Origin of the sequence: Enterococcus sp. AZ177, assembly GCF_050544585.1 — a bacterium.
GTDB lineage: Bacteria > Bacillota > Bacilli > Lactobacillales > Enterococcaceae > Enterococcus_L > Enterococcus_L plantarum.
Genome location: NZ_CP172944.1, coordinates 2,449,972 through 2,476,908 on the forward strand (window position 1 = coordinate 2,449,972; position 26,937 = coordinate 2,476,908).

General features: G+C 35.9%; 25 protein-coding genes and 1 pseudogene. 4 read left to right on the plus strand and 22 right to left on the minus strand.

All coding sequences use genetic code 11. From position 1 onward, the window contains the following. Positions 1 to 100: 100 nt before the first annotated feature. A pseudogene (locus IGJ34_RS12085) lies at positions 101 to 428 on the minus strand (transposase); the annotation flags it as partial. 331 nt (positions 429 to 759) lie between these two features. Here IGJ34_RS12085 and pepG1 point away from each other — a divergent pair. Further along, positions 760 to 903: a type I toxin-antitoxin system toxin PepG1 gene (gene pepG1 / locus IGJ34_RS12090; RefSeq protein WP_340689660.1), complete on the plus strand. Its 144-nt coding sequence runs from the start codon at positions 760 to 762 to the stop codon at positions 901 to 903. Positions 904 to 970: 67 nt separating this feature from the next. On the opposite strand, the gene IGJ34_RS12095 is transcribed toward pepG1, so the two are convergent. The 4 genes from IGJ34_RS12095 to ssb form a co-directional block, all read right to left on the minus strand. After that, positions 971 to 1,582 carry a recombinase family protein gene (locus IGJ34_RS12095; RefSeq protein ID WP_206835844.1) on the minus strand — a complete coding sequence of 204 codons (612 nt, stop codon included), beginning with the start codon at positions 1,580 to 1,582 and terminating at the stop codon, positions 971 to 973. Between the two features lie 808 nt (positions 1,583 to 2,390). Further along, entirely contained in the window at positions 2,391 to 2,492 is a 102-nt protein-coding gene (locus IGJ34_RS12100) for a putative holin-like toxin (protein ID WP_069653760.1), read from the minus strand. 113 nt (positions 2,493 to 2,605) lie between these two features. Next, positions 2,606 to 3,100: a DNA/RNA non-specific endonuclease gene (locus tag IGJ34_RS12105; RefSeq protein ID WP_430597555.1), complete on the minus strand. Its 495-nt coding sequence runs from the start codon at positions 3,098 to 3,100 to the stop codon at positions 2,606 to 2,608. A 241-nt stretch (positions 3,101 to 3,341) separates the two neighbouring features. After that, positions 3,342 to 3,866 (minus strand): single-stranded DNA-binding protein, encoded by a 525-nt coding sequence (ssb, locus tag IGJ34_RS12110; protein WP_430597556.1) that lies wholly within the window; start codon positions 3,864 to 3,866, stop codon positions 3,342 to 3,344. 293 nt (positions 3,867 to 4,159) lie between these two features. On the opposite strand from ssb, the gene IGJ34_RS12115 reads away from it, so the two are divergent. The 3 genes from IGJ34_RS12115 (at position 4,160) to IGJ34_RS12125 (ending at position 8,612) form a co-directional block, all read left to right on the plus strand. Beyond that, a complete protein-coding gene (locus IGJ34_RS12115) occupies positions 4,160 to 4,807 on the plus strand; it encodes a metal-dependent transcriptional regulator (RefSeq protein ID WP_206835840.1) in 648 nt (215 codons plus the stop codon). Positions 4,808 to 4,879: 72 nt separating this feature from the next. After that, positions 4,880 to 6,397, plus strand: coding sequence for a glucose-6-phosphate dehydrogenase (gene zwf, locus IGJ34_RS12120; RefSeq protein ID WP_206849658.1), 1,518 nt, complete (start codon positions 4,880 to 4,882; stop codon positions 6,395 to 6,397). 16 nt (positions 6,398 to 6,413) lie between these two features. Further along, positions 6,414 to 8,612: a GH25 family lysozyme gene (locus IGJ34_RS12125; RefSeq protein ID WP_430597557.1), complete on the plus strand. Its 2,199-nt coding sequence runs from the start codon at positions 6,414 to 6,416 to the stop codon at positions 8,610 to 8,612. 92 nt (positions 8,613 to 8,704) lie between these two features. On the opposite strand, the gene ileS is transcribed toward IGJ34_RS12125, so the two are convergent. From ileS to IGJ34_RS12210, 17 genes are all read right to left on the minus strand, one after another. Next, entirely contained in the window at positions 8,705 to 11,494 is a 2,790-nt protein-coding gene (gene ileS, locus IGJ34_RS12130) for an isoleucine--tRNA ligase (protein ID WP_430597558.1), read from the minus strand. 420 nt (positions 11,495 to 11,914) lie between these two features. Next, entirely contained in the window at positions 11,915 to 12,619 is a 705-nt protein-coding gene (locus IGJ34_RS12135) for a DivIVA domain-containing protein (RefSeq protein ID WP_069655298.1), read from the minus strand. A gap of 19 nt (positions 12,620 to 12,638) precedes the next feature. Then, entirely contained in the window at positions 12,639 to 13,421 is a 783-nt protein-coding gene (locus tag IGJ34_RS12140) for an RNA-binding protein (RefSeq protein WP_111248623.1), read from the minus strand. Positions 13,422 to 13,443: 22 nt separating this feature from the next. Continuing rightward, positions 13,444 to 13,716: a YggT family protein gene (locus IGJ34_RS12145; protein WP_069655296.1), complete on the minus strand. Its 273-nt coding sequence runs from the start codon at positions 13,714 to 13,716 to the stop codon at positions 13,444 to 13,446. Positions 13,717 to 13,726: 10 nt separating this feature from the next. After that, the gene (locus tag IGJ34_RS12150) at positions 13,727 to 14,332 is read right to left on the minus strand and encodes a cell division protein SepF (RefSeq protein WP_069655295.1); all 606 of its coding nucleotides are present in this window, start codon (positions 14,330 to 14,332) and stop codon (positions 13,727 to 13,729) included. A 13-nt stretch (positions 14,333 to 14,345) separates the two neighbouring features. Continuing rightward, complete coding sequence (locus IGJ34_RS12155; RefSeq protein ID WP_069655294.1) at positions 14,346 to 15,023, minus strand: YggS family pyridoxal phosphate-dependent enzyme; 678 nt, start codon at positions 15,021 to 15,023, stop codon at positions 14,346 to 14,348. A 15-nt stretch (positions 15,024 to 15,038) separates the two neighbouring features. Continuing rightward, positions 15,039 to 16,289, minus strand: a complete 1,251-nt coding sequence (gene ftsZ / locus IGJ34_RS12160) for a cell division protein FtsZ (protein WP_069655293.1) — start codon at positions 16,287 to 16,289, stop codon at positions 15,039 to 15,041. Between the two features lie 26 nt (positions 16,290 to 16,315). After that, a complete protein-coding gene (ftsA, locus tag IGJ34_RS12165; protein WP_069655292.1) occupies positions 16,316 to 17,638 on the minus strand; it encodes a cell division protein FtsA in 1,323 nt (440 codons plus the stop codon). Positions 17,639 to 17,799: 161 nt separating this feature from the next. Then, positions 17,800 to 18,753: a cell division protein FtsQ/DivIB gene (locus tag IGJ34_RS12170; RefSeq protein ID WP_069655291.1), complete on the minus strand. Its 954-nt coding sequence runs from the start codon at positions 18,751 to 18,753 to the stop codon at positions 17,800 to 17,802. Positions 18,754 to 18,846: 93 nt separating this feature from the next. Next, entirely contained in the window at positions 18,847 to 19,938 is a 1,092-nt protein-coding gene (murG, locus tag IGJ34_RS12175) for an undecaprenyldiphospho-muramoylpentapeptide beta-N-acetylglucosaminyltransferase (protein WP_430597559.1), read from the minus strand. Positions 19,939 to 19,945: 7 nt separating this feature from the next. Beyond that, the gene (gene murD / locus IGJ34_RS12180; protein ID WP_430597560.1) at positions 19,946 to 21,316 is read right to left on the minus strand and encodes a UDP-N-acetylmuramoyl-L-alanine--D-glutamate ligase; all 1,371 of its coding nucleotides are present in this window, start codon (positions 21,314 to 21,316) and stop codon (positions 19,946 to 19,948) included. Positions 21,317 to 21,392: 76 nt separating this feature from the next. After that, a complete protein-coding gene (mraY, locus tag IGJ34_RS12185) occupies positions 21,393 to 22,358 on the minus strand; it encodes a phospho-N-acetylmuramoyl-pentapeptide-transferase (RefSeq protein WP_069655288.1) in 966 nt (321 codons plus the stop codon). A gap of 45 nt (positions 22,359 to 22,403) precedes the next feature. Continuing rightward, complete coding sequence (locus IGJ34_RS12190) at positions 22,404 to 24,269, minus strand: peptidoglycan D,D-transpeptidase FtsI family protein (protein ID WP_430597561.1); 1,866 nt, start codon at positions 24,267 to 24,269, stop codon at positions 22,404 to 22,406. Positions 24,270 to 24,293: 24 nt separating this feature from the next. Further along, positions 24,294 to 24,695 carry a cell division protein FtsL gene (ftsL, locus tag IGJ34_RS12195; protein WP_069655286.1) on the minus strand — a complete coding sequence of 134 codons (402 nt, stop codon included), beginning with the start codon at positions 24,693 to 24,695 and terminating at the stop codon, positions 24,294 to 24,296. 16 nt (positions 24,696 to 24,711) lie between these two features. Beyond that, positions 24,712 to 25,671, minus strand: coding sequence for a 16S rRNA (cytosine(1402)-N(4))-methyltransferase RsmH (rsmH, locus tag IGJ34_RS12200; protein WP_069655285.1), 960 nt, complete (start codon positions 25,669 to 25,671; stop codon positions 24,712 to 24,714). A gap of 13 nt (positions 25,672 to 25,684) precedes the next feature. Next, complete coding sequence (mraZ, locus tag IGJ34_RS12205; protein WP_069655284.1) at positions 25,685 to 26,116, minus strand: division/cell wall cluster transcriptional repressor MraZ; 432 nt, start codon at positions 26,114 to 26,116, stop codon at positions 25,685 to 25,687. 278 nt (positions 26,117 to 26,394) lie between these two features. After that, a complete protein-coding gene (locus IGJ34_RS12210) occupies positions 26,395 to 26,766 on the minus strand; it encodes a DUF3397 domain-containing protein (RefSeq protein ID WP_069655283.1) in 372 nt (123 codons plus the stop codon). Positions 26,767 to 26,937 lie beyond the last annotated feature (171 nt).

The window sequence follows — 26,937 nt, forward strand, 5'->3', positions numbered from 1 at the left end:
AAATTTTATATTAAGAATGGTTTCGTCAAGAATTATGTGTAAATGGAAAATCCATTCCCTTAGTTAAGAGTTAAAACATTGATTCTAACGTATCTTGAATTTACTTAAAACCTTTATGAATCCGACCTAAAAATTTTTGATTATAATGGTTGAATTGAGAAACCAGGAATCTCTCCAGAGATTCTTCATTAGGAAATTGTTCTTTTCTCTTTGTGTACTTTTTTAATTGTTTGTTAAATCCTTCACAATTAAATTCGTTGAGTATATGGTTCTTCTAATTGACGAAGGGAAGTAAAAAAAGTTAATAGAGCAGGGTTCATGAGCGATTTAACTACTCGTGGATACTGTTTTTTCCATTTGTCTGTCATAAAAGCTATTTGCTCAATTGCTTCTTCTTTTGAGACAGCCTGATAAACTGTTTTAAAATCAGGGGTCCACGTATCAGTGGAACGAAATTTTACGGTATAAAGTCGAATATTTTAGTTCTTCTCTATAATAATGTTTGTTTTTCTAAGTTCGGTCTGTCAAAAGATATACATTTTGATAAAGTCATTATTAGTGTAAATCCGTATGTCAAAATCTATATTTTCTACTTTTGATATATGTCAAAAGTAACAAGTGATATTTGATACGTTCGGTTTTTATTCTATACCGTAAAATTTCGTATGACTGATACGTGAACCCCTACCTATAAATAATACGATATACTAATAAGGTAGAAAAGTTATGACGGTGGCTATCTTTGAGGAGGTGGTGCTTATGAAAGTAAGTACACAATCTTGCGAAAGGAGAAGCCTTTTTTCGGCATTAGAAACAATTCAGCTAATTCTAAGCTTTGGTATGTTTACCATTGCATTGATTAAGTTGATTGTGGATTTGCAAAAAAACGACAAAAAAAAGTAACCAGTCATTAACTTTAGCAGAGTCGACTAGTTACTAAATTAGTATAAAATTTTGCTACCGTCTTAAATTATTTCGTTTTATTATTTCGTTCTATTATATTGTAAACAGTTCTTCTGCTAACACCAGTTTCTTTTACTATATCAGTTTTCGAGTAACCTTTTTCAAGTAAATCTAAAATTTTAAAATAAATCACTCGTTTCTGGACATTTTGAGAATCATGTGTGTATTCTGTTTTTCGCCCTTTGTATATTCCTTTTTCTTTTGCAATAGCAACCCCCTGCTTCTGCCTGCTTCGTATCTTTTCACGTTCATTTTGTGCTACATAGCTTAATAAGGAAAGAAACATATCAAACATAGCTTTATCTAATAATTCATTTCCTGTATCAAAGTTTAAAAAAGGAGCGTCTAAGAATTGAACTTTAACCCCTTTACTCTTTAAAGAAACAACCGTTTCCTTTATTTCGTCATAGTCTCTGCCTAAACGTTCTAATGATTCAAAATAAATTGTATCGTTTTTACGAACATAATCTAACATTTTTTGCAGTTCTGGACGATTCATATTTTTGCCAGACATTTTATCTTGAAATAAAATATCTAAATCAAGTTTCTCCATTTCGACAATTTGCCAATCGAGATTTTGGTCTGTAGAAGAAACTCGAATATATCCTATTTTTGCCATTTTTTCACCTCATTTTAAATTTAATTAATGCACATGTAAAATGTACACTAAAAAAGGCTTTAAATTAATGTTTCATTTTGTGCATTATGAGTATACCCTATTTTTACATACAGAATTTTTCTGTTTTATATGATTTACCATAACCTTCATAAAATTTATCTATACTTTCTACAGAGATATCTGTCATTTCATATACGGATTGTATAAATCTTTTCTTAACTTTTGTTGGAATAGCATCGTACATATTATATTTTTGTTCGAGTAACTGATATTGGTAGTTCAATAAAAAATTAGTATAGTTTGTTGGGAAATGAATTTTCAGTATGTATAATTCACGATAACTAATTATCAGCTGTTGATATGGATTAAATTCTTTTTTATCTAATAAGTCAACCACAGAATAACCAAAATGAAAATAATAGTGAATGAACTTCTCTTTAAAAAGTTGTCCTTTTTCTATTGTTAACCCACTTAATAAAAAAATTCATCCCATGAAAGTATATATTCACTTTCAGGATAAATATAAGTATCTGAATCTACAAATTTGCTATATCTTTCTCTTTTTATAGCTATTAGGTAATTTCGACTTCTAAATCTTTTTATCTTACTATACTTATTCATATTATTTTCCTTTCCAAAGCGCATAGTTTCTATTAACTTGATAAACAAAGTGAAAAAATGCTATAATGAAAACGAAAAGAGAGATATACTTCAACATATCCCTCTTGTGTAGAACCGTTTAAGACGGTAGCAAGTTTTTAAATCAGATTAAATGATCGCTAACTTCCCAAAGTTAATGAGCGGTCATTTATTTTTTGTCGTTTTTTAGTAACTTCACAATCAAACTGATTAAAGCAATGGTAAACATACCAAATGCAAAAATCGTCTGAATTGTTTCGTACGCAGACAAAAAGGCATTTACTTTCTAAAGATTTTAGCACTTACATTCATAAGCACCACCACCCTTCAAAGATAGCCACCGTCATAACTTTTCTACTTCGTTAGTATGCCATATTTCATCGTCTAATTCTTTGTTGCTTTTCCAGTCGTGTAATCGATTGTGTATCCTTCCTGAATATTAAAAATATAAACATTGTAGGCAAAATCATTCGATTCAACACTTGTTGCTTCCATTTGCACACCACGAGCCACTAATTCATCGCCAATAAAATGAGGTGTTACTCGATAACGAACGTGATTTCCTGTTAATCGGATATAATCCATGATCTGATTTTCATAGTTCAACATGTGTGGTGTGTTGAAACTACGTGTGCCTGTCATGAGATTTTTCATGTTGTTGTTCTCACCTGTAAGCTGATAGCCTACGAGGTGACAACGATTATATAACCATTGACTATCCGATAATTTCTTTTGATTCCAACCCGTTGGTTTGATTGACAAAGGTTCTATCGTTTCATGTTGAAATGATTCTTTTCCAATCAGAGCATTTGCTACACCAACACGATTGAGACTATCTAAGTCTGAAAATATCTGCCACACACCGTTATCTAGTGACAATTCTTCTTGTTCATACGTTGGTACATTATCATTAATTACGATTTCTTGGTATGATCCGTCATACTCTGTAGGTAATTCAGTTTGGTTAGCTTGTACTGCTGCTGATCGATCCTTACTAAAGATATTATATTCATGTTTAGTCTGTCCAACACTTCAGTACAACCACTTAAATTTAGTGTGGCGACTGCTAATAATAGCAGCCACCAACTTTTTTTCAGTCTGTTCATATCAATACTCCTTTTTAGAATGGTAAATCATCATCCGAAATATCAATTACCGCTCCAGAGCCTTCAAATGGATCAGAGTCTCGATCAAAATCAGGCATTCCGTTATTGTTTGTTTGATAAGCTGACTGGTTAGAGTTATTTTGTGATTGGTAATTCCCACCACTATCGCTCGTATTCGGTTGATAATCAGAACCACTTTGTCTTTGCTCTGAAGCGGAGCGTGATTCTAATAATTGAAAATTCTCGCAGACAACTTCTGTGACATAAACACGCTGCCCTTGCTGATTCTCATAGTGTCTTGTCTGAATACGTCCCACTACCCCTAGTAACGTTCCCTTGTGTGCGTAATTAGCCATTGTTTCCGCAGGTTTGCGCCAAATCACACAGTTAATAAAATCAGCCTCACGCTTGCCTGTTTGATTATTGGTAAAATTACGATTGACCGCTAACGTAAACGTAGCGACGGCATTTCCGCCAGGAGTATAACGTAAATCAGGCTCTTTCGTTAGTCGTCCAACTAATACAACATTGTTAATCATATAACTTCCTCCATTTAATTATTTATTTTTTAGGGACTAATTTGCTTCTAATATACAATGTATTTCATTTACTGAAAATTTTATAGATTTTTAGATAATTTCTGATTTCCACGTTATCCATCGTTTTGATTTATTTCTATCTTAGAAAACGTTATCAACTCTACGGTTTTTTACCCTCTTTTTGTATTAAAAAAATACTGACCATTTTTTTTAGATTAACATATTATTAAATGGTCAAAAAAACAATTTTCTGATAAACTTATCTTGATGGCTTCTTTGAAAGGATGAACTATATGACCCCGAATCGTGAAGACTACCTAAAGCTTATTTTCGAATTAGGTGGCGATGAAAATAAAATCAACAACAAACAAATCGTTTCTGGCTTAGATGTCTCCGCTGCATCTGTCAGTGAGATGATTTCAAAGTTAGTTAAAGAAAAACTAGTGGAACATTCTCCTTATCAAGGGGTTCAACTAACAGAGATAGGGCTAAAAAAAGCAAGTACGCTTATTCGCAAACATCGATTATGGGAAGTATTTTTAGTGGAACATTTGAACTACTCGTGGAATGAAGTTCATGATGAAGCTGAAGTCTTAGAACATGTTACCTCTCAAACCTTAGCAAATCGATTGTCTGACTACTTGAATCAGCCTAATTTTTGTCCTCATGGTGGTGTTATCCCAGGAGATGATCAACCTGTCCATGAAGAAAAACGACAAACTTTAATAGATTATCCAATTGGCACTAAGATACGCATTGCGCGTGTACTAGATGAAAAAGAATTACTTGATTATCTAGTATCGATCGATCTAAAAATCCACGAAGAATATATGATCGATGAAATCGCAGCTTATGAAGGTCCAATCAGTATCAGCAACGGCAACAAAACATTAGCAATCAGTTATAAGGCAGCAAGTACAATTTTTGTTGATAAATTATAAAAAAATAACAACGACGCGGCAGGTACAAAATTCCATAGGACCTAGCCTCCATCAAGAAAGCGGGGAAATGAAATGAATGAAAAGATCGCTCTATTTACTATATTTGGCGGTACTGGTGATTTAGCCAAAAGAAAACTTTATCCATCTTTATTCCGTCTATATCGTAAAGGAAATTTAGCTGAACACTTCGCAGTGATCGGTACTGCAAGAAGAGAATGGTCTGACGAGCACTATCGTGAGATCGTTCGTGACACAATCAAAGACTTGGCTCCAACAGCTGAAGAAGCAGAGGCATTTTCAAGTCACTTCTACTATCAGTCCCACAATGTCAATGATTCTGAACACTACGATACCTTAAAAAAATTATCTGATACTCTAAACGATAAATACCAACTAGGTGGCAACCATATTTATTACTTAGCAATGGCGCCACAATTTTTTGGCACTATCGTACAACACTTGAAATCACAAGAAATTCTAACGGACAACGGTTTTGATCGTTTAGTCATAGAGAAACCATTTGGCTCAGATTATGACTCTGCTTATAAATTAAATGAAGAAATTCGTGCCGTTTTCCCAGAAAAAGATATTTTTAGAATCGATCATTACTTAGGAAAAGAAATGATCCAAAATATATCAGCGATTCGTTTTGCGAATAACATCTTTGAATCACAGTGGAATAATCGCTATATCGATAATGTACAGATTACCTTTGCTGAGAGTCTTGGTGTTGAAGACCGTGGTGGCTATTATGAACACAGTGGTGCCCTAAAAGATATGGTTCAAAATCATATCTTGCAAGTTGTTGCCTTATTAGCAATGGAGCCACCCGTTGCTTTTTCAGAAGCTGAAATTCGTGCAGAAAAAGTCAAGGCATTGCAAGCTATTCGTCTTTATTCAGAAAAAGAAGCATTACAACATTTTGTTCGCGGTCAATATGGTCAAGGCAAACTAGATGACCAAGTATTTGTTGGGTATCGTGAAGAACCTAATGTTGACGAACACTCTCAAACTGAAACCTTTGTCGCTGGTAAATTCCTGATCGATAATTTCCGTTGGTCTGGCGTTCCTTTTTATATCCGCACTGGCAAGCGTTTAACAGAAAAAGGGACACGGATCAACATCGTTTTCAAACAGGTCCCAGTGAATGTCTTCAAAGATGATGTTGACAAATGCGGTGAAAAGACCGATCTACCACCAAATGTCCTAACGATTTATATTCAACCAACTGAAGGTTTCTCTATGACTCTAAATGGCAAAGAAATTGGTCAAGGCTTTACAACGACACCAGTAAAATTAGATTACCGTCACAGTGCAGAAACAACTGGCAATAGTCCAGAAGCTTATGAAAAACTATTATTGGATAGTTTGAACGGGGATGGCACAAACTTCTCTCATTGGGATGAAGTGGCTCAATCTTGGCGTATTGTTGATATCATTCGTCATGCTTGGGATAAAACATCTGTAGATTTCCCAAATTATGAAGCAGGTTCAATGGGACCTGATGCTGCATTTAAATTGTTAGAACAAGATGATTTCACTTGGGATTGGCAGCCTGATATTTGGTATCGTGAACGGGGAAAACTTTAAAATAATGGGGGAACTAATGAAAATAATAAAATTTAAAAGCACGATCCTTTGCGCCTTTACCGCATTGACCATCAGCATGAACTTACCAGCTTACGCAGAGGAAACTTCAAATGTAGACAGTTCAATTTCAAGTACACTCGAGTCGACTCAAAGGGTAACAGAGACAAGTTCTAGTGTAGTTGAATCAACTGAAAGTAGTTCTGAAGTGAATTCTTCTACTGACTCTGTTGAAGTTGATTCTGAAGAGGAAACAACTCAACGTTCTGTAACTGAACCTGATGAAACGCTCTATTTTGAAGATTACTATCTTCCATCAGGTCGTTCAGATTCAACGCCTGTAGCGCGAAGTAGCAATCTACTTCGCAACTCTATGGATATTGTCTATGCTGGTGAAGCAAATAGACCTAAATCACATTTTATTGATATATCCTCTCACAATAGTTCAATATCTGTTGCTAATTTTAAAAAAATGAAAACATACGGCATTAAAGGTGTAGTTGTAAAACTTACTGAAGCGGATTATTATACTAATCCTTTTGCGCAAGAACAAATAAATAATGCTACAGCTGCTGGATTAAAAGTATCAGCCTATCATTATGCACATTACACAACAAGCAGCAGTGCTGCAAAAGAAGCAAATTACTTTGCTTCACTTGCTGACCGCTTCAAATTGCCAAAATCTACTATTATGGTTATTGATATTGAAGAAGGAAAAATGCTGAACTCTTCTTTAACGCCTAATACTACGACTTTTGTCAATACGCTAAAATCTAAAGGGTACTCTAACCCCATGTATTACATGAATAGATCATACGCAACAAGCGGTTATTTTTCTGTGAGTAAGTTTGGGGCTAAAAATATGTGGGTTGCTCAATATCCATATACACCAACGGCTGCTATGAAATGGAATAATGAATTCTCTGCCTGGCAGTGGTCTTCTCAATATTACATTCCTGGAATTGCTCATCCTTTTGATATATCCATGGACTATTCTGGCTACCTTGAAAGCGGAGCTCAAGGAAGATGGCTCAGTGCTAATCAATATGTAACGATCACTAAAAAGAACTATTCAATTTGGTCAAACTTTAATTTTAACTCAACGACGAACTCTACAACAAAAGTTTACAATAAAACGTTTAAAGTCAACGGTAAATATAAACATATGAATGGTGCTACATATTACTCTCTTTATGATAATAACGGCAACTGGAAAGGTTACTTGAACGCAGAAGCAACGACTAACGCCTCTGGTCCTCAAGGAATTTGGTTAAGTGAAAATAAATATATTACCCTTACAAAAAAAGGACAAACCCTTTGGGGAGATATCAATAAATTCTCTAGCAAAAAAGGCAACTCAACTAACCTTTATCAACAAACATTCCAAGCTAAAGGGAAATACAATCATGTTTCAGGTGCTGTCTATTACTCACTTTACGACAATAAAGGAACATGGAGAGGCTATCTAAATTCTGCGGCTACTATGAGCGCTACTGGGGCTCAAGGAGCTTGGTTAAAAGAGAACAAGTACGTCACGCTCACTAAAAAAGGACAAACGTTGTGGGGAAATATCGATAAATTCTCTAGTAAAAAAGGCAACACTACGGCTCTTTATCAGCAAACGTACCAAGTGAAAGGCAAGTATAAACATTTTTCTGGCGCCGTTTATTACTCTCTCTACGATAATAAAGGCAAATGGAAAGGGTATCTAAATTCTGCATTGGCTACAAGCGCTACAGGGCCACAAGGGGCTTGGTTAAAAGAGAACAAGTATGTCACACTTACTAAAAAAGGACAAACACTGTGGGGAAATATTGATAAATTCTCTAATAAGAAAGGCAATACCACTCCTCTTTATCAACAAACATTTCAAGTCAAAGGGAAATATAACCACGTTTCTGGCGCCGTCTATTACTCGCTCTATGATAATAAAGGAAAATGGAAAGGGTATTTAAATGCTGCTGGAGCAACAAGTACTACTGGCGCTCAAGGAGCTTGGATAAAAACGAATAAGCAGGTAACTATCGAAAGAAAGAAATATACCGTCTGGGCAGATATCAATACCTTTTCTAAAAAGAAAGGCAACACGACTGATCTTTATAAAAAGAACTATCAGGTGCAAGGAATGTACAATCACTTTTCCGGTGCTGCCTACTATTCAATTTATGATAAAAATGGTACTTGGATAGGTTACTTAAATTCAAATGCTACTAAATAACTCTCATACATTGCGAAAAAGTTTTCAGTCTCTAAAACAAAAGAGTATTAAACAAAAATTGTTTAATACTCTTTTTATTGTTTTAACGATTTTTACGCTTCAAATCCTTCAGCAACAGCCTCAGGATAATTTTCTTCAACGATAGTGGCACAACGCCCACATAAATGCGGAAGTTTTTCATTTTCACCAACGTCTGTGCGCACGGCACGACAGCGTTCACACGTTTCCCCTGCTGCTTTTTCCACAAGAATCGACATATCCTCAAATTTTTCAACATTTTCAGGAATTTCAGCTGTTAAAGTCGCTACCTCAAAATCAGAAACAATCAATAATTGTGCGACATCTGCATCCACAGCTGTTAACAATTCTTTGATTTGTTCATTCGGATAAACCGTTACTTTCGCTTCTAACGATTTACCGATCAATTTAGAATTACGCGCTTCTTCCAACGCTTTTAAGACATTATCTCTAAAGTCCATGAACGCAGCCCAAGTATCTAATAATTCTTGTTGATTTGTAAACTCTTCATAACCTGGGAATTCAGCCAATTGAACATACTCTTCGTCTTCTTTCAAGAAGCTCCAGATTTCCTCGGATGTATGCGGAATAATTGGTGTTAACAATTTTGTTAATGAAACAGCTATTTGATAAAAGACTGTTTGCATACAACGTCTTTGGTAGTTATCTTCTGCTTCAATATACACTACATCTTTAGCAAAGTCTAAATAGAAAGAAGATAAGTCTACCGTTAAGAAATTCATCACTGAACGATAAATTTGCATGAAATTATATTTCTCATACCCTTTTTCACGAATTTCTTGGATTACTTGATTTAAACGAACCATCATATATTTATCCACAGAACGTAACTCTTCATACGCAACAGTATGTTCTTTGGGTTCAAAATCACTTGTGTTTGCTAATAAGAAGCGCATTGTATTACGGATTTTACGGTACACTTCAGACACTTGGTTTAAGATATCCATAGAAACGCGTACATCAGCTTCATAATCTACACTACTTACCCACAGGCGCAAAATATCCGCACCCATTTGTTTGATTACTTTATCTGGTAAAATTGTATTTCCCAATGATTTACTCATTTTACGGCCTTCGCCATCCAGCGTAAACCCTTGTGATAAAACAGCTTTATAAGGCGCTACACCATTGATAGCAACACTTGTTGTAATACTCGAATTAAACCAACCACGGTATTGATCAGAGCCTTCTAAATACATATCAGCTGGGAAAGTTAGTTCTGGACGTTGACGTAATACGGCCTCATGAGAAGAACCTGAGTCAAACCAAACATCCATGATATCATTTTCTTTTGTAAATTCACCATTTGGAGAACCTGGATGTGTATATCCTTCTGGCAATAATTCTTTTGCCTCACGTTTGAACCAGATATTTGATCCATGTTCAGCAAATAAAGTTGCCACATGTTCGATTGTTTCTGGTGTAATGATTGCTTCACCGTTTTCAGCGTAGAAAATTGGTAATGGTACGCCCCACGCACGTTGACGAGAAATTACCCAGTCACCACGATCACGAATCATGTTGTAAAGACGCGTTTTTCCCCAAGGAAGAATCCAATCCACTTTCTCAACTTCATCTAAGATATTTTGGCGGAATTTATCGATTGATGCAAACCATTGTGGTGTTGCACGATAAATGACAGGTTTCTTTGTACGCCAGTCATGTGGATAACTATGTGTAAAGAAATCCAATTTCAACAGCGCATCTTTTTCATCCAGTAAGGCCGTGATCATGGGGTTTGCTTTATCGTAGAAAACTCCTTCAAAGCCTGGTGCTTCATCTGTATACACCCCACGATTATCCACAGGTGAAAGAACGTCTAAATTGTATTTTTTCCCTACGATATAATCATCTTCACCATGTCCTGGAGCCGTATGTACTAACCCAGTACCTGCATCTAATGTTACATGATCCCCTAACATAACTAATGATGTCCGATCATAAAATGGATGCTGTGCTGTCATATATTCCATGTCTTTACCAGCAATTGTTTCAAGAACCTCAACGTCATCCCAACCGATTGCTTCTTTGACTGTCTCTAAAAGATCTTTAGCAACAACGTATTTTTTACCATAGGCTTTCACAACAACATATTGATACGCTGGATTCACGGAAATTCCTAAGTTTGCTGGAAGTGTCCAAGGTGTTGTCGTCCAGATTACAAATGACGTATCTGTATCTAAAATTCCTTTGCCATCTACTACTTTAAAAGCAACATAAATAGAAGCTGATTTAACATCTTTATATTCGATTTCTGCTTCCGCTAGTGACGACTCACTTGATGGAGACCAGTAAATTGGTTTCAATCCTTTATAGATATAGCCTTTTTCCGTCATTTTACCAAACACACGAATTTCAGCTGCCTCATAAGTTGGATCCAGTGTGATATAAGGATTTTCCCAATCTCCCGCAACCCCCAAACGTTTAAAATCAGCACGTTGAGTATCAACTTGCGAACGAGCATACTCTTCACATTTTTCGCGATATTCAGCTAAGGTCATTTCTTTTCTTTTAATCCCTTTATTTGTCAATACTTGTTCGATCGGCAATCCATGTGTATCCCAACCAGGAACGTAAGGTGAGCGGAATCCTGACATAGATTTTGAACGGATAATGATATCTTTACTAATTTTATTTAACGAATGACCTAGATGGATATTTCCATTGGCATATGGCGGTCCATCATGTAAAACAAATGTTGGTTTGCCTTCGTTTAATTCTTGACGTTTTTCGTAGATTTTTTTTTCTTCCCACTCTTTTTGCCATTCTACTTCACGATTTGGCAAATTCCCACGCATTGGAAAAGCTGTTTTTCCCAACTGTAATGTTTCTTTCATTTTCATTTTTATTTCCTCACTTTCGTTTATTGCTATTATTTATAAAATATTGATTGTGGATAAATTAATTATTGTGTAGCCCAAATCATCTACTCTGGCAGAACCAATCGTAGTCTTTCAATTTTTAGTGTTTTAGCGCTTAGAAATTGATGAGATCGAAACGAAGTGTAGTGATTCTTAGCAAAATAAAAAGCACCTTCATCCCAAGGGACGAAAGTACTCGCGTTACCACCCAAATTTAAAATAATCGATCAACTCAATTATTTCCTCTGTTAATTGGTAACGAAATCACTCGTCAAGTTTTACTTTATTCAAACTTGAAGTAAAATAGAGGATCTTTTCAATACCAGGGTCTGTCAAACTTTCACTATCATTGACTCGCTAAAAGAATGGTTATTGACTTTTCTGTTCTATTTATCTACAGAATTATTTAGGATCTTGATTTAATAAATCAAGCATTGCTTTTGGATCAATTGCAGCTTTTTCAAGTGTAGGTTGTTCTTCTGTTACAATCGGTTCTGTAGCAACATCATCGCTCTTATCAAGTTCTTGTGCTAAAACTTCTTTAATAACAGTATGTGAGTCACTTACGTAACTTGAGAAGGGTTTTAATAGTTCATTCCATTCTTCACTCTTCACCTGTTCCAGTTGTGCTTCTAACATTAAGCTTAAACGTTGATGGAAGACACGTGTTTTCTTCTTCAAATCATCGGTTTCAGCAGCTAATTGACGTGCACGGTCCGTTGCGTCAGTTAGAATTTCTTTTGCTTTTTCTTCTGCAGACGTAATAAGATTGCTTGAACGTTTTTCAGCAGAAGAAATCATTTCATTTGCTGTATTTTCAGCAGAAGTAACGATTACTTCTGACTCTTTGTTCGCACTCGTTTTTACTTTATCAGCAGTGTCTTGTGCTACAATAATAGATTGATTCAATGCATCTTTTAATTCATTGAAATATTGTAATTTTTCTTCTGCGTGTTTTAATGATTTTTCAAGCTCACGTGTTTTTTGAAGAGAATCTTCATAATCTTTCGTTACTTGATCTAAGAAATCATCGACATCATCTTGGTTGTACCCTCTCATTTTTGTAGAGAAGTTCTTATTTTGAATATCTAATGGAGTTAATGCCATATTCCTTCACCTCTTTGGATTATTTTCGTAGAACTCCCAGTAACAAACGAAACTTGTCCTTTTTCGTCTTCCCCTCTAACTCTTGAATTTGGATTCGCCCAAACCCTCTAATAGATACAATATCTAATAAATCTACTAAAAAATCTGGTCTTGTATTTTCTGTCCAATTCACTTTGACTTTTCCAGATTCGATCAATTGTTTTGATCTCTGTCTAGATATATTATATACGCTAGAGATCAAATTATCCAGACGTAACGAACTTATTGTTGTCCGCTCATGCATCCAATCATCTTTAGGAAGAATCATCTCTGTATATTTTCTTTTTTCTACTCTTACTGATATTTTCCCGATTTTTTCTACCTGATTTTCAACGAAATTTGCTATTTCTTTAGCAATAAAAACTTGCCATTGATTGCCATCAGAAATAATATCGCCAAAATAATCCCGTTTGATCCCAGTGTTGACTAAGGTACCCAATACCTTACCGTGGGATAATGTGGAAAACTTTACAGGATAAACAATTTCTAATAATTCTACTTCGAAATCTTCTTCCTTTGGTTCGTAATAATCAGGAAAAATCAAACAGCGTCTTCGTTCAGCTTGTTCATATCCACCATAAAACTGAAATTCAAGTTCACTATTTTGACGAATCAACGTCTCTAAGATGTATGCTTGCCTCGGATCTAAGAAATCCGATAAGTAAGGAGCGTACTGACTTTCAACTTGCTCCAACCAATCACCAACGGAATCAATAAAAGGATGCTCATCTTTGCGAAAATGTTGATACACATTTGCGTTCATAGATAAATCATCCTTTCTTTTATTAATACAAGATTAGTTGTAAAATTCGTCCCAGTCCACTCGCGGCTAAATTCAACACAATGATTGCAATCATTACATTAAAACCAACCATACCTATTCTCAAATTTAATCGATCAAATAAGCTTAAGTAAGGTTCGGAAATTCTTGAAATCAAACGACCAAACGTAGAATCATAAGCTCCTGGAAACCAAGATAATAATGCATATATGATTAAAACGCCTGAATAGATTTGAACACCTTTGTATAATAGAAATATAAATAGAGCGATACTCATTACCTCCTAACTAAAAATCAAACATTTGTTTCTTAGCTAACGATTGTGCGGTAGCACTATCGATTTCTATGTTTGACGGCGTACAAAGAAAAATTTCATCGCCTACTCGTTGAATGTCTCCATCTAATGCATAAACAGTTCCTGTAAGAAAGTCCACAATTCTTCTTGCTTGATTTTCTTCCACTAAATGAAAATTAATCAACACAGCGTCACTTGCAATAATATGTTTAGCGATATTCATTGCTTCAGAATAAACTCTTGGTTCAATAATCGTGATTTTTCCTGGTTTAACTGAACTATGTGTTTCTTGCGAACGTTTAGAATTTGAGTTATTAGAACTACGCATGGAGACAACCTTTTGCTCATTAAATGCTGTTTCCTGACGGCTTTCTTTCTTATCTTGTTGTGTTTCTGTTGAACGATAACGAGCAGATGGTTTTTCGGTTAAAGGCTCAGTTACAGTCGGTCTTTGTACCTGTGCTTGTGATTGTCGAACCGCCTGTCTGGGCTGTTCATTCACAACCTTTTGCTCTTCGTATTCATCATAATTATCATATTCATCTTCACCAGATAATCCAAAAAAGCTCGATAACGCATTTTTACTAAAAATTGACATAGATTCCCCTCCTTTACGCACCTCTGAAAATTGCTGTTCCGATTCGTACAAAAGTTGCACCTTCTTCAATAGCAATTGAGAAATCATTACTCATTCCCATGCTAAGCTCTGTACATGGTGCATATGACAGATGCTGATTATTTACTGCTAGTTGCAATTTTTTCAACTTAGAAAACACTTCGTGAAGAACTTGCTCTGAAGCATTCAACGGCGCCATAGTCATTAACCCTACGACTTTGATTTTATCAAATGCTGCTAATTGCTGAATAAACGCGATAACATCATCTGAATTTAATCCGTGCTTACTTTCTTCGCCAGTAACATTCACCTCAACGAAACAGGCAAGTTGCTTCTCTGCTCGTTTTTGGATTTCTTCGGCTAATTTCAAACTGTCCAAAGCGTGAAAATAATCTATCTCATTTATTATTGATTTTACCTTCCTACGCTGTAAATTACCAATCAAATGCCACTTAATAGATGGAAAGTTTTTAAGTGCTATTTTTTTCTCTAGTAACTTATCGACTCGGTTCTCAGCCATATTCTCAATACCAAGTTCAGCAAGCTCCTTGGCAATGTCTTTTTCCACTGATTTGGTTACGGCAATCATTGTTATATCATTGTCTGAACGAGCTGCTTTTTGGCATGCAAGCTGAATGTCTTGATTTATTTTTTCTATGTTATCAACAAGCATGCTTAAAAATCGCTCCTATCTTTTTCTGCGGAAAAATGGTGGTGTATTTAATTCATCGTCATTATTTTGTGATGGCTCTTCACGATGAAATGTTTCAAAATCTTTTTTCTCAACATTTTCAAATGTTGTATCTTCAACTTTTGGTCGTACGTTTTGCTCACGTCGGATATCCCAATCACCAAAAGCACTTGTCTCTTCTTGAGGTTGCGGTTGTGACGGTTTTGATTGTTCCATATCCAAAACGGGTGCTTGTTGCACTGTTTGGATTTGTGTAGGTCTGCTTTGACGTTGTGATTTACGATCTTTTTTTGAAGGATCGATTCCTGTCGCAATAACAGTAACACGAATTTCGTCGCCTAGATCTTCATTGATTGACGTACCTAGAATAATATTTACATCACCAGTTGCGGCACTTGTCACGATATCAGAAGCATCTTGTGCTTCAAACAATGTCATATCTAAACCACCCGTGATATTTAGCAATACTTGTTCAGCGCCATCAATAGATGTTTCTAATAATGGAGAAGAAATAGCTTTTTTAGTTGCTTCGATAACACGGTCTTCACCGCTAGCAACACCGATCCCCATTAAAGCAGTGCCTTGGTTTTCCATTACAGTCTTCACATCGGCAAAGTCCAAGTTAACATAGCCTGGAGCTGTAATTAAATCTGAAATACCTTGTACGCCTTGGCGTAATACATTATCTGCTTCACGGAATGCTTCAAGCATTGGTGTCTTTTTATCTACAACTTCTAATAGACGATTGTTTGAGATAATCAATAATGTATCGACATTTTCTTTTAAAAGAGCAATTCCTTCAGCTGCGTAGCGTCCGCGTTTTGGTCCTTCAAAGCTAAATGGTCTTGTGACAACACCAACTGTTAATGCACCTAATTCTTTTGCGATTTTAGCAACAACAGGAGCAGCTCCTGTTCCTGTTCCGCCGCCCATTCCAGCAGTGATAAAGATCATGTCAGCACCTTGTAAGGCATCTGAGATTACTTGTTCACTTTCTTCTGCTGATTTTTGGCCAACTTCGGGTTGAGATCCAGCACCTAAACCACGTGTATACTTAGGTCCAAGTTGGATCACTGTTTCTGCTTTTGAGTTTTTGAGAGCTTGTACATCTGTATTTGCAGCGATAAATTCAACGCCTTTGACGTTTTCATCGATCATGCGATTAACAGCATTGCCGCCACCGCCGCCTACACCGATAACTTTAATGACAGCGCCATTGTTAATGTTATTGTCTAAAGAAAATTCCATAGTATCGTTTCCTCCTGTTTGAATTGTTAGTCAAAAATGTTTGAGAAGAAGTCTTTTATTTTACCTGTAACTTTTTCACCAGATTCGTGAATTTCAGAATCGTCGTAATCATCTTGAGTTGTATCTGTATAAGTATCATATTGTACTTCTTGTTGAACTGCTATTGGCTGTGATGACTTGATCTTTTCGCCTGGAATCGCACCCTTGGCAATATGATAAATGTCATTCAGCTGAGCAGAATATTCTACAATACTGATCACATTTGTAAAGACTGGGTTACGTAATCCCATATGGTTCGGTACATATAGTTTCACACTTGCATCAAAAATTTCTTGTGCTAAATCAACGACACCCGGAAGGCTTGCGCCACCGCCAGTTAAAATTACTCCACCAGGAAGTTCTAAAGCATCGATTTCGTCTAATACTTCTTTAGATTTCTTAAAGATTTGTTCAACTCTCGCTTCAATCACTTCGGAAAGGTAACGTTCATCAACTTTTACAGGTTCAGACTTACCAATCACATCTACTGGAAATTCTTCACTTACTGATGTTCGTTCAGGATAAGCATCACCATAATTGATTTTTAGTGCTTCCGCGTTATTAAATGATGTATTCAATACGATCGAAACATCTTTAGTGACAAACTCTCCACCTTCTTGGTTTACATGAGTAAATTTCAATTGTTTATCATGCATCACAGATGTTGTTGTTTGTCCGCCACCCATGTCAATCACGATAGTACCAAAATCTTTTTCACCATCAGAAAGAACTGTTTCAGTTAGGGCTAATGGCATTATCACTAATTCATTAACTATTAAGCCTGCTTTTTCAACGCATTTTCTAGTATTGTGAATAATTGTTTTCGGACCTGTAAAGACCACTCCGAACATTTCTAAGCGAACGCCAATCATTCCCCGTGGATCTTTAATCCCTTCGAATCCATCCACCGTGAATTCTTGAGGCAAGATTGCTACGATTTGACGTTCAGGAGGAGTTGAACGAACCAGAGCTGCAGATGCTACGTTTCTTACATCTTCATCAGTGATTTCTTTTGACTCACTACTTACAGCGATCATTCCTTGGCAATTTTCAACTTCAAGTAAGTTTGCTGGTAACCCCACATTCACACTTTTAATTTGAATTCCCGCTTTTTCTTCTGCTTGTTTTACTGCTCTTTGAATCGCATTAACTGTTTTATCTATATCGACAATGATCCCTCGATTTAATCCATCAGATTTTGCGTTTCCTACGCCGATGATATTCATTTGACCTTCGATAAACTCAGCAACTACAACTTTCACTGATGTTGTACCGATATCAAGGCCTACATACATTCCTGTCTTTGCCATGAATGGGGTTCCTCCTCCTATTAATTCCAATATGTAAGCGGGCAAAAAACACCTGTTTACATATATATTTTTTATGAATACTCACTTCTTTCAATTTTACCATAAACATAGGCTTTTTAGAAAGTAGATTCTACTAATTTGTTGTTTTATTTTTTTTTATATTATTCTAAGACCTGTGAAGATTCTTCCACACTTTCTTCTGTCTCCTCATTCTTAAATGGATATGAGAAGATTCCCACTTCCATATCGATGATTCCTGGTTTCTCCATTTGGCTTGCTACCTTGCTATAATACGCCATTTTCTCATCTAATTGAGAGATATTTACGATTACTTCATTGGCATCTTTCATATTAATATTAATCAACTCTTTGTTTGCTTTTGATGGAGCATAACGAATTTCCGAGATATTTTGTTTCAATTCCTCAGGCAGTTTGTTATAAGAATTCATTAAATTTTTTATGATCGACTGATCTTTGAAGTTTAGAAAAATGGGCATACCACTTATAGGTGCTTTCATCTCTTCAGGTAAAATTTTCCCATTTTCTAAAATCGGATGATAATTAGGATGAACAGATTCTAAAGCAACTACTTTATATTCTTCAATTTTTATATTAAATGAATTGATCCCACTTAATGAAATCGTTGCTTTTTTTACACGGGGGATTTGACGCTTGATCTTATCTTCATAAATTTTTCTATCCCCAAACTGTTCCCACAAACTTTGGTCCTTCTCTAATTTAGACTGAGCAATGATCTCTTGACTATTAACATCTTTAGTTCCTGTCACACTAATCTTACCTAACTTACTAAGTGGCGAAACAAAATAAAGTACAATGAGAATTGCTATCAAAAAGACTGAAACGATCAATGTCAATCTACGAAACAATCGTGTATTTCGTACTTTTTTTATTTTTGGTAAGCGGTCTGCAAAAGATTCGTAAGTTTTCTTTTGTTTTACTTCCGACTCCTCTGAAGGCGTTTCGTCGTCTGTTTCAGTGTTTTCATCTTCAACAGGCTCTTCTTCTTTTTCATCTGAAACCACAGAAGGGTTCCATACTGGCTTGTCGCCTTGCTTTTTTAAATATTCTAGATTTTCTTTTTGCCATGGGGTCAGATTTTGCTCATCTATTTGTTCAGAATTATCTAATTTTTGGTCTTCTTGACCCCTTGAATTGTCTTTTTTCTTACTAATCTTTTACACCTCCTATCAAGTTATCTCTTTCACCACTTTGTACAGTCTTTCACCGGCATCTGGAATTCCTTCTTTTTTAGAAGCCTTAGCCATAGATTGATGGCGGGATTCATTTAACAAAATTTCATCGATTGTTGTTGCTAGATCAGAACCAGTAAGTTCTTTGTCCGCGATCATCTCAACTGCTCCAGATTTGACTAAACTTTGGGCATTCTTTGTTTGATGATCATTTGTGACGTATGGACTTGGTACTAAAATCGCAGGTAATCCTAACGCTGTAAATTCTGCGATAGAGGTCGCTCCAGCCCGTCCAACCATTAAATCTGCTGCGGCTAAAACCTCAGCCATTTTATCAATATAAGGCTGAATACTGATGTTTGTCAATTTTTTTTCTGACAGTTTTAATGTTTCTTGTAATTCTTTATAATATCGCTCGCCTGATGCGTATAGAACTTGATACTCACGCTGTTCAAATAGAGAGAAGGCTTCAATGAACGCTTGATTTATTTTCAATGCACCACGGCTTCCACCAAAAATTACGACTGTTTTTTTGTTAGGGTCTAGTCCATAGTCTTTTAAAACATCCGTTTTCTCGATCATAACGACTTCTTGAGCTCTTGGATTCCCTGTCAAAACGACCTTATCTTTAGGAAAATATTCAGCAACATCAGGAAAACAAATGGCTACTTTAGTCGCATATTTACTTAAAAACTTGTTTGTCATTCCAGGTATACTATTTTGCTCATGTATGATGGTTGGGATGTTTAACTGCTTTGCAGCATAGACCACCGAACCTGAGACATAGCCACCTGTTCCAATGACAACATCAGGTTGAAACTCTTTAATAATTTTTTTAGCTTTTCCGATACTGTTTAGGAAAAGATAGACTGTTTTAATATTCTGAGGACTGAGCGAACGACGAAACCCTTGGATTCTGATCGTTTCAAACGGAATATTGTATTTTGGCACAATTTTGCTCTCTAGGCCTATTTGTGTTCCAACGTACATGAACTCAGTATCAGGATCTATTTGTTTCATATAGTTCACAAAGGCTAAACCTGGATAAATGTGTCCACCTGTTCCGCCGCCGGTTATTAATATCTTCATAATTATCTCACTTTTCTATGTCTTTTAGCTGGTGCATCGCTTGGATAAACGCCTCTCCGCGCAGTTCAAAATTAGGATACTGATCCCAACTTGCGCACGCAGGCGATAATAGAATAGTATCATTTTTTTCAGAAAAATCATAGGCTTCTTGTACAGCCGTTTGAACGTTTTCTGTCAAATAAATTGTTTTGATTCCGGCTTCGACTGCTGCTTTGTGCAGTTTATCTTTTGTTTCACCGAAAAGAATAATTGCCTTGATTCCTTTTAGTGAGGGAACCAACTCATCAAAGCTATTTCCTCGATCTAGTCCACCGGCTAATAAGACAAGCGAAGAGTGATTAAACCCGCTTAAAGCCATCTCCGTAGCCAAGATATTAGTCGCTTTTGAATCATTGTAAAATTTTCGTCCTGAGATTTCTCCAACATATTGCGTGCGATGAGGTACTCCAGTAAACACCATTAAAGTTTTTCTGATCACCTCTGTTGGAGTATCTTTTAATTTAGCAACAGAAATCGCAGCCAATGCATTCTCAATATTATGACTGCCTGGTACACCAAGTTCTGCTGCCAGCATGATATATTCTTCTTTGAAGTAAATTTTCCCGTCTACAAGATAAGCACCGGCAACTTTTTCTTTCGTTGAAAATGGAATAATTTCAGCTTTTGTTTGCTTGCTTAACTCTTGTAATTCTTGCTGGTTCCAATTTAAAACAAGAAAATCATTTTCTTGCATATTTTCTTGTATTGCCCATTTGGCTTTTACATACTCTTCTCTTGACCCATGATAATCTAAATGTGCTTCGTAAATATTTGTGATTACAGCTATTTGTGGACGAAAAGTTTGGATTCCCATCAATTGAAAACTTGATAATTCCATAACAATATCATCTGCTGCACTAGCTTTTTCAGCAACTTCGCTTGCTGGATAGCCAATATTCCCAGCTAAACGAGCAGTGCCATTTTTACGCTCTGCATTCAGCAGTAACCCAATCATTGTAGTGGTTGTTGTTTTCCCATTTGTTCCCGTAATCCCAATAATAGGACATTCTGCGATTTGATAAGCAAGCTCTACTTCTGTAAGCACAGGTAATTGTATGCTTATTGCTTTTGCTACCAAAGGATTTGAATAAGGAATCCCTGGATTCTTTACGATCAAAGAAAAATCTTCATCTAAAAGTTCAATTGGATGCCCCCCTGTAACAACACGAATACCCAAGGTTAATAAATCTTGGGCTTCAGGGTTTTGATCAAATTGTTTAAAGTCATTTACCGTTACTAATGCACCTAGCTCATGCAACAACTTAGCCGCACTAACACCACTTTTAGCAAGTCCAAGAACAAGGACTTTTTTATTTTCATACTCTGTAATTTTTTTCATTATAATTTCCCCTTATCTTAGAAAAGCTGAATGAAGTGTTGCTTCTTGATGCTAGACTTTTTTTATCTAGGACTCTCTAAAAAATAATCCATAATGTGATAGCTGAACAAATAGCGCCGGTTAACCAAAAGACAATATCAATTTTCCATTCAGACCAACCACACATTTCAAAATGATGATGAATCGGCGACATTTTAAAAATTCGTCTACCAAACAGCTTAAATGAAGCAACTTGTAAAATAACACTCGCTGTTTCACATACATAAACCAATCCGATCAACAATAATGTCCACTCTTGACGCAATATAATTGAAATCGCCGCCAACAAGCCGCCTAAGGCAAGTGAACCAACATCACCCATAAAAATTTTAGCTGGTTTTCTATTATATGGGAAGAAACCTAATAGCCCACCGATCACACTTAAACATATGATCACAACATCAAATTGTTGCTGCTTCCAAGCAATGATGGCATATGTACCAAAGGAAATCGTCCCTAAACCTGCGACCAATCCATCGATCCCATCAGTTAAGTTCACAGCGTTGGAAAAACCAACCAACCAAAAAATGACGAATACGCCATAAAAAATACCTAAAGGCAACGTCATAACACCAAATAAATCTAACGTATCAGGTAATCCTTCTGAACGGTAAACAAAATAAAATACTAACCCGCCAATGATTTGACCAATCAATTTTTGACGGGAATTTAACCCCATGTTTCTTTTTTTAAATACTTTAATAAAATCATCTAAAAATCCCAATAAACCATAAAGAACTAAGATGAATAAAATAATCAGTAAAGAAGGAGTGAGTTCTTGTTTCCATAATCCCACTAATAATGACGTGATAAAACTTGCAACTAAGAATACTAAACCACCCATCGTTGGCGTGCCTGTTTTTACGTTATGCCAAGTCGGACCGTCTTCACGTGTTGTTTGTCCTTGTTTCTTCATTTGGAAGTAACCGATAAACATCGGCATTACCGCCACTGTTATCGCAAAACTACATACTATGGGAATAAAAATTTGTGTCCACTCCATGATATCTCTCCTAATTATTCAACTCGTATTGGTTTACTTTTTCATTTATTTCGCCACATCTTCAGTTGCAGCTGAGTCACTATCCATCGAATCCATTACAACTTTCATCAACGGATTAGCAATTTTAGCAAGTGCATCTCTAGTGTAGGTTTGAGGTTTTTTCATTGTAAGATACAAAATATATTCTGGATTATCTGCTGGTACCATTTCTACAACAGAATAGGTATAATCTGTTAAACCAGCCATGTATCCATTTTTTCCAGTGATTTGAGCTGTACCTGTTTTAGCCGCTACATGATATCCTGGAACTTTGTAAACGTCATAAGCAATACCATAATTAGGATCTTCTACTGTATCGATCATATATGTTCGAATATCACTTGCAGCTTGTGGTGCAATGACCGGTTGCCCTACTTTTTCTGGTTGAGTAACTTTTTCTTCTCCAGTATTTTTATCTACAATTTTACTGATATACTGCGGCTTCAACATTGAACCGTCATTGGCAATTGCTGTATAAGCTTGCATCATTTGGAAGTTTGTAACAGAGATTGCTTGACCAAATGAAGACATCGCTTGATCGACCCAGTTATCTCCTGGAAGTTCCCCTGCTGACTCCCCTGCTAGATCTGAATTCGTTGATTTACCAAATCCAAATTTTTCCAGATACTCTTTCCACTTGTCGCCACCAATCATTTGCTCTAAAGTAAGCATTCCTACGTTACTAGACCAAGAAATAGCCTGACGGAACGTCAAAGGCCCCACTGCACCAAAATCATGATCGTTTACAGTTCTGTCATCTAATTTATAACCGCCAGCTGGATAAGCAAATGTTGTATTGGGGTTAAACTTCCCTTCTTGCATTGCTGCGGCTGTAGTGAAAAGTTTCATAGTGGAACCTGGTTCGAACCTGTCTTCTACTAACAAGTTACGCCATTCTTTTATTCCTTCTTTTGTTTCAGGATTGAATGAAGGTCGTTGTGACATGGCAAGTATTTCACCAGTTTTTGCTTTCATCAGCATTGCTGTCATATCTTCTGGTTTGTATTCTTCAACAACTGGATCTAATAATGATTCCAATTGGCTCTGTATACGACTGTCGATCGTTGTATAGATATCTTTGCCATCTACAGCTTCTTTTTTACTAGCAACTGTACCAGGTAAAGGATTTCCATATACATCTTTTTCATATTCGATTTTGCCATCTTGCCCTTTTAAAATATCATTGTAAGACTCTTCTAAGCCCATTTTCCCAACTAACCCTTTTGAATCGTCTTCAGCATCGACAGAATCTGTATACCCGATAAAGTGAGAAGCAAAGACACCATTAGGATAAATTCTAGCTGGATGTCCTTCAAAATAAAGTCCTGCAAGTTTTTTCTGTTTTAATTCATCTTCAATTTTTTGTCTAGTTTCTAACGTGATGTTTTTCCCTTTGCTTCCAAATTCAACTTGAAACTTCACGGTACCATCTTCGTTGACACCTTTATTTAAGTAATTTAGTGCTTCATCTTTAGATAATTCTGTGTTTCTATCTAAGATTTCAGCTAAAGCATCAAAATCCTTTTTCTGTGCATAAAGTTTTTTATTATCTTCGCCAAGATAGGTTTCTGACAAAATAGCGTAGACGGAATATGAAGTAGCATCTTCTGCGATTACTTCGCCGTTACGATCTAATATCGCACCTCTTTTGGCTTTAACAACTTTACTACCTTGATAAAGGTCCGCTGTTTTTTCTGGCAAAGAAACACCAGCGACTTTACCAACAGCCACAATATACGTTAATCTAAAGGCAAATAAAAAGAACAATCCAATACTCGTAGCAAATAAAATAATGCCTACTTTTTTACGATTGTTCATTGGATTTAAGTTCTTCTTTTTGACAAAATTCTTTATTTTATTTTTTGTGCTCATCTATTTCACTTTCCTTATATTTCCTTATTTTACTTTCTTAATATTCTCAATATTATCAGAAAGACCTTTGCTTTTTGCAACTTCCTTAATACGATCTGCTTTTGATAATTCATTTTTTTGTTGCTCTAATTTCAAAGCTGATTCTTCTTTTTCTTGGATCGTTGCTTGTGTTTCAGTGATTTGGTTCGTCATTTGTGTAATAGATGTACGTACTTGAATGGTGAGAATTGCTATTCCAATAATCGCTACTAACAATAAAAAGCCGATTGCCTTTTCTAAAAGCGAGATATTTCTCAACTTCCTTTTCGGTGATTGGGGTAGGTCTACATTTTTTTGAACTTTAGGTTCATTATTTGGACCTTTGACTGGTTCATCCATCACTGGAATATCATATTGAAAATCTTCCATTTTTTTTAACTCAGCCATGTCAGTACCCCTTTCTTTATAAGTTTAATTTAACTTTTTCGGCAATTCTTAATTTAGCACTTCGTGAGCGATTATTTTCAGCCAATTCAGTCTCACCTGGTAAAATCGGCTTTCTAGTTATTACATTTAATTCTGGTTGAAATTCTTCTGGAACTACTGGTAGCCCAGGTGGTAAATCCTGCATTGTGCTATATTCTTTAAACATGCTTTTTACAATCCGATCTTCTAAGGAGTGAAATGTAATCACGCTGATCCGACCGTTTTTGTTTAATAAAGCAATCGCTTGTTCCAAAGACTCTTCTACGACTCCCAGTTCATCGTTGACCGCAATTCGAATTGCTTGAAAGATTCGTTTTGCTGGATGTCCACCTTTGCGTCTAGCAGGTGCTGGAATGGCAGATTTTATAATTTCTACTAGTTCGCCAGTCGTTTCAATCGGTGCTTTCGCACGTACTCTTTCGATCTCTCGAGCAACTTGTTTAGAAAATTTTTCTTCGCCGTAACGGAAAAAAATCTTCACTAATTCATGATAAGTATAGTCATTAACGACTTGGTAAGCAGATAACTCTGCTTCTTGATCCATCCGCATATCTAACGGTGCATCTTGGTGATAGCTAAATCCACGCTCAGCTTCATCCAACTGAGGAGAAGAAACACCTAAATCGTATAAAATACCATCGACATGATAAATCTCCTGATTCGCTAACTCTTCTTTTAAATATCGAAAATTCGACTTGATAAAGGTTACCATCCCTAGATCAACATATTTTTTTAATCGTTGTGCTGCAAAATCCAATGCTTTTTGATCTTGATCAAACGCATATAAATGCCCTTGCTCGCTTAGTTGTGAGAGTAAGTACTCACTATGACCTGCGCCGCCCAATGTGCAATCGACATAGATGCCATCTTCTTTCACATGTAAGCCATCAACTGTCTCTTTTAATAAAACAGTATAATGCTGAAAATCTTCTGTCATAATGCTCCTCTTTCTAAAAGCCAAAATCAATCATCGATTCTGCAATTTCATCAAAATTCTCTTCAGCTTCTGTAGAAAATTCTTGCCAACGTGCTTCATCCCAAATCTCAATTCGATTTGAAACACCGATAATCACGCAAGCTTTTTCCAAACTACCATGCGTTCTCAAAGTAGCTGGGATATTAATCCTGCCTTGCTTATCGATTTCACATTCTGTAGCAGCCGAGTAAAAAAAGCGGACAAATGTACGGGCATCCTTCTTGGCTAGAGGCATTTCTTTCAACTTCTCCTCTAATTGCTCCCATTCGGACATTGGATAACCAAATAAACAGCCATCCATTCCCCTAGTTACCACAAATTTCTCACCTAATTGGTCTCGAAATTTAGCTGGTACGATGAGTCGGCCTTTGGCATCTATATTATGTTGAAATTCACCCATAAACATAGCCAATTTTCCCCACTTTTCCACTTGATAGAAACAGTCTACCACATCCCACCACTTTCTACCACCAAAAACAATAAATCTTCCACCTTTTAATGGTTATTTAAAAAATTTGTAATATTCAAGTGTGTAGAACAACTATATGAAAAAGCGGTACCAATTCCTATACAACGGATTTTATAAGGATTTTAACTTCCAATTTTCAAGTGAGATTTCTCATAAAAATATTTCAAATAAAAAGGGTGGGGACAAGTGGTGAGATGTCTGCCACCCTTTTAAATTTATGAAAAATAATGAACGATGTTCAGCAAAATAAGCACTGCATATAAGACTAAGCTTAAAAGAAAGACTAAGCGCCAAAACATTTTAAAATATCTGCCATAAAGAATCTCTCCATAATAGTATGCTTGGAAAACAGCCACGCAAATCCCCAATAGCAAAACTGAAATGATCATATAAGGCACAATTGTTTGTCCGTAACTATCTTTTGATAATTCGTTTAATCCTATGAATAAAAATGGAATTGAAATATCCGGCGCTTTTACTTTAAAACGCTCTGTCAATGAGAACGTTGAAATAATAAAATTACTCGCAAATAAGACAATTACTGGGAAAACATACCAAAAAAGCATAATGATTGAAAAAGACACCATTTACTAACAATTCCTTTCGTAACACGCTTTATTAACTATACTTTATTTTCTTTACACAGATGTTTCATTTCGTTTAAAAGTTCATGCCTAAATAATACTAAATTAAGAGAGCTTTGTTTCCCAAAAATACACTACTTCTATTATAATGGAGCTATAGTAGTTTCATAAAAA